The organism is Schlesneria sp. (assembly GCF_036405755.1).
GTDB classification, from domain to species: Bacteria; Planctomycetota; Planctomycetia; order Planctomycetales; family Planctomycetaceae; genus Schlesneria; species Schlesneria sphaerica.
Genome location: NZ_DASWWZ010000633.1, coordinates 1 through 4,725, shown reverse-complemented (window position 1 = coordinate 4,725; position 4,725 = coordinate 1). Strand labels below are relative to the sequence as shown.

Below are 4,725 nucleotides of genomic sequence, written 5' to 3'. Positions count from 1 at the left end.
CCGGACGGAAGTCTTCGCCAAAGCATTCCCCGATCGAGCTTTCAATGTGGGGATTGCGGAATCCAACATGGTCGGGGTTGCGAGCGGGTTGGCGTCTGCCGGCAAGATCCCGGTCGTCAGCAGCTTTGCGGTGTTTCTGCTGGCCAATGCGTTTGACCAGATTCGGATGTGCGTCGCGTATCCGGAAGCGAATGTCAAACTGGTGGGGTCGCACGCAGGAATTTCCATCGGCGAAGATGGGGCTTCGCAGATGGGGATCGAGGATGTAAGTCTGGCCTGTTCGCTTCCCGGCATGACCGTCATCGTCCCCGCCGATGCGATTTCAACCCGGAAGGCGACTCGGGCGATGCTTGAGCATGTCGGGCCGGTTTACCTGCGTTGCGGGCGGATCGAACTTCCCGAGATCTATCAGGCTGATTCCCCGTTCGTGATCGGGAAGGCCAACACAGTGAAAGATGGGAACGACGTTACCATCATCGCCAATGGACTCATGGTGGGTGTTGCTCTTGATGCGGCGGCGGAGCTTGCACACGCGGGGACCAACGCACGAGTCGTCGACATGCATACAGTCAAACCGCTGGACGAAGCGACGATCTTGCGAGCGGCTGAAGAAACGGGTCGAATTGTTGTCGCGGAAGAACACTTGATGACGGGAGGATTGGGGGCCGCTGTTGCAGCGACGGTCGCACGAACTCGTCCCGTTCCCATAGAATTTGTCAATCTGGGGGATCGCTATGCCGAGAGTGGCGACCCGCAGGGACTTTTGCAAAAGTACGGATTAACTGCGGAAGCGATTGTCGCGGCCGTGGAAAAAGTTAAACGTCGCTGACGGCAGTGGCGTGTCACATTGCAGAGACCCGGTGTCGATCGACACCGGGTTTCTTTTGCAAAAAAGGTAACATGGTCGTGGTGGCTTACCGCCAGTTTCGAAACTTTGATCCTCCGCAGATTTTGCGGTTGTGGAACGAGTCTGGATTGGGACGTGGCGCGGCAACGGGGATCAGTTGTGATGAGTTCGACGGCCTCGTCATTGCTCAGACCTACTTCGACCCTGCAGGCCTGATCGTGGCCACAACAGACAACAGACATCTTGTCGGCTTCGTCCATGTGGGCTTCGGGGCAGACGAAACCAAGTCGCGATTGTGCAGAAAGACAGGAGTCATCTGCGCCGTGATCGTCGATCCGCAATATCGGCGACAAGGGATCGGCAGGGAACTGATCCGACGGGCCGAAGAGTTCCTGCGGCAAGCTGGAGCGGAAACGATCTACGGAGGGGGTGCCGACCCAAACGATCCTTTCTACGCAGGCCTGTACGGCGGAAGTCAACCAGCTGGATTTCTGGAATCGGATCCTGCCGCGGCACCGTTCTTTCAAGCGATGGGATACGTCCCCTTTGAACGGCACCTGGTCTTTCAGCGTAAGTTGGGCCCGGGGGGGCCCGAAATCATGTGCGTTCGCATGTTGAATGCGAAGCGACAGTCGAAGCTCGCCGCGGCAACGGCCTACGAACCGAAAGACTGGTGGTGGTCGACACGCCAGGGGCGACTCGACTCGATGCAACTGGGATTGATGCCCAAGGCGGGAGGATCGCTGCTCGCCCGAGTTTGTGTCGTCGGCCTGGATATGTACACAACCAGTTGGAAGATGCGGGCTATTGGGATCACGGGACTGCACGTCTCAGAGCATCAGCGACGCAAAGGGTACGGCCAGCTTCTGCTCGATGAAGTCTGTCGCAGAGTCCGTGATGAAATGATTCAACTTGCCGAGGCTCACGCGAAAGAAACGGATGCTGCGGCGATCGCCGTAATCAAGTCCGCGGGCTTTCAACTCGTCGACGCGGGGGTGGTCTACAAAAAGGCTGGTGGTGCTGAACCGTCGACCGAATGACGCCCCTCGGAAGTCCGTTCGAAAATCTCGCGGGTCAGGCGACGTGAACCAGTTCGTATGTCACGCTCTCTTTCGGGGCAACGATGGAACACAGTGATATCCAACTGGTACGAAGGAAGGTCGAAGAAATCTACCGGATCGAGTCGCGTCGTGTTCTGGCGACGCTGATCCGGCTGGTGGGCGAATTTGACCTCGCAGAAGAAGCCATGCACGATGCATTCGCATCAGCTGTCGAGCAGTGGGGACGTGACGGTATCCCCAATAATCCCCGTGCCTGGCTGGTATCTGCGGGACGATTCAAGGCGATTGACGTCATTCGACGTCGCTCGCGGTTTGACGCGTCACTCCCCAAGCTGGCTGTCAAACCGGAAGCCGCTGCGGAGATAGAAGAGGATGTCGACGGCGGAGGTGTGGAAGATGACCGATTACGGCTGATCTTTACCTGCTGCCACCCGGCCCTCTCGTCGAGTACTCAAATTGCGCTGACCCTGCGCGAAGTCTGTGGTCTGACCACAGAAGCCATTGCCACCGCGTTTCTGACGACTCCATCCACCATCGCACAGCGAATTGTGCGTGGCAAAGCGAAGATTCGCGATGCCAGGATTCCCTATCAAGTCCCTTCGATGGAGGACCTGCCGGCTCGTTTGGACTCGGTTCTGGCCGTGATCTATCTCGTCTTCAATGAGGGGTATTCGGCTTCCTCGGGTGAATCGCTGACGCGAGCCGATCTCTCTGGAGAAGCCATTCGACTTGGTCGGTTGCTGATGCAGTTGTTGCCGGATCCCGAGGTGATTGGCCTCGTAGCACTGATGCTGCTTCATGACTCGCGGCGTAAGGCTCGTACGGCAGAAAATGGCGATCTGATCCTGCTCGAGGATCAGGATCGCAGTCTGTGGAACTGGTCACAGATTGAGGAAGGTCACCGGCTGGCCGGGGAGGCATTTGCTGCCCCGATGCTGGGCGTTCATGCCATTCAGGCCGCGATCGCGGCCGTTCACACGTCGGCTGCGGACACCACATCGACAGATTGGGCGAAGATCGTCGCGCTGTACGACTTACTCCTTCGGGCAGAGCCTTCGCCGATCGTCGAACTGAACCGAGCCGTTGCCGTCGCGATGCGAGACGGGCCGCAAGCAGGTATCGAACTTATCAACGTGATACTCGAACGCGGGCAACTCGCGAGGTACCACCTCTTACATGCGGCCCAAGCCGACCTCTATCGTCGGTTGGGGCAGAAGGTGCAGGCAAGAAGTTCCTATGAATCGGCTCTCAAGCTGGTCTCTCAGGAACCAGAGCGACGATTCATCGAAAAACGGCTTCGCGAACTCGATTCCTGAATTCAAGCGACAAACTGTCGATTGTTCAAATCATCAGTCGACTAATCTGCAGACAGAGACGTGATGATCGATTCACGCAAATTCGTTTCGTGATTTTCCCATTCCTCAATTGCGAAAGGCTGCCATCGTGCGATTCATGTTGTTGATTTACTCGGAAGAAGGCTGCTGGGCCGAGGATGAACGAGAGAAATGTTTTCAGGAATCGACCCAGATCGCCAATGCGCTCCACAAAGAGGGGAAGTTCCTGGCCGCGTCGCCACTTCTGCCAGTTTCCATGGCGACCAGTGTAAGAGTTCGCGATGGCAAACGATCGCTGACCGATGGGCCCTTCGCCGAAACTCGGGAACAACTGGGTGGTTTCTTCATGGTCGAAGCGAAAGACATCGACGAAGCGGTCGAAATTGCAGCTCGGTTACCTGCGGCGAGGAAAGGGACTGTCGAGGTACGGCCCGTCCATGAGCTGGAGGGACTTCCCGGTCGACAGGTGGGTAATTCGAAATAATTTTTTGTCGAAGCTGCCAGTCTTCGACGACTAAGTTCACGAGTGAGCAACCCACGTGCAGGAATTCCTTCGATGAAATACATGTTGCTGTGCTACGACGACGATGATCTTTGGAGGCAAAAAGGTGAGGACGCCTTAAAAGCCGCGATGAACGAGGCGGTTCAGCTGACACATAAACTGAACGATCGCGGTCAGTACATTGATGCTTCGCCACTCCAACCCGTGGCGACAGCGAAATGTGTACGGGTCCGCGATGGGGTCCGAACGGTGACAGACGGTCCGTTCGCTGAAACAAGTGAAGTCCTGGGTGGTTATTACCTGATCGAGGTTGAGAATCTGGATGAGGCGATTGTCGTGGCAGCCCAGCATCCGGGTGCCAGAATCGCGACGGTCGAAATTCGCCCGTTACGACAACTCGATGGTTTACCCGGCCCGGTCTGACCTCGGATATTGCTGAAAGCCTTTTGGACGTGGCTGAGGCACTTCGCTGTCATGGAAAGACCGATGAGCTGCGACTCCAACGCGTTGTTCCGGAGAGGGGGCTTGCTCAGTCCCTCGATTCCCACATTTCTTAAACCAACTCGTGGTGACTTGATCACGCGGAAGCCGAGAGAGGTCGGCTCTGTTGTCTTGTTGATGTTCTACTCTGAATCCGTGTGCCCTGCGAACTTGAATTGCCAAGGAGATTATCAATGAAGGTGATTGTGATGGTAAAAGCAACAAAGGACTCAGAGGCCGCCGTCATGCCCGACGAGAAACTTCTCGCAGACATGGGGCGATACAACGAAGAGCTGGTCAAAGCGGGAATCATGCTTTCAGGCGAGGGCCTCCACCCAAGTTCAAAGGGGGTCCGCGTTCGCTTTTCCGGCACCAAACGTTCTGTCATCGATGGTCCTTTTGCAGAGACGAATGAGTTAGTCGCCGGGTTCTGGATGTGGCGCGTGAAATCCATGGAAGAGGCGATCGAATGGGGGAAACGATGCCCCAACCCCATGCTCA

At 56.5% G+C, this 4,725-nt stretch carries 6 protein-coding genes; all 6 read left to right on the top strand.

What is annotated here, in order from left to right:
* Positions 1-829 (top strand): transketolase family protein (locus VGE80_RS21075; protein WP_440594009.1); only part of this gene is annotated, 829 nt, incomplete at its 5' end.
* 71 nt (positions 830-900) lie between these two features.
* Complete coding sequence (locus VGE80_RS21070) at positions 901-1,887, top strand: GNAT family N-acetyltransferase (protein ID WP_440594008.1); 987 nt, start codon at positions 901-903, stop codon at positions 1,885-1,887.
* Between the two features lie 83 nt (positions 1,888-1,970).
* Positions 1,971-3,224 (top strand): RNA polymerase sigma factor, encoded by a 1,254-nt coding sequence (locus VGE80_RS21065; protein ID WP_440594007.1) that lies wholly within the window; start codon positions 1,971-1,973, stop codon positions 3,222-3,224.
* Between the two features lie 127 nt (positions 3,225-3,351).
* Positions 3,352-3,726, top strand: coding sequence for a YciI family protein (locus VGE80_RS21060; RefSeq protein WP_397570257.1), 375 nt, complete (start codon positions 3,352-3,354; stop codon positions 3,724-3,726).
* Positions 3,727-3,798: 72 nt separating this feature from the next.
* Positions 3,799-4,167: a YciI family protein gene (locus tag VGE80_RS21055; protein WP_440594006.1), complete on the top strand. Its 369-nt coding sequence runs from the start codon at positions 3,799-3,801 to the stop codon at positions 4,165-4,167.
* Between the two features lie 251 nt (positions 4,168-4,418).
* On the top strand, positions 4,419-4,725 hold a 307-nt coding region (locus tag VGE80_RS21050), incomplete at its 3' end, for a YciI family protein (RefSeq protein WP_440594005.1).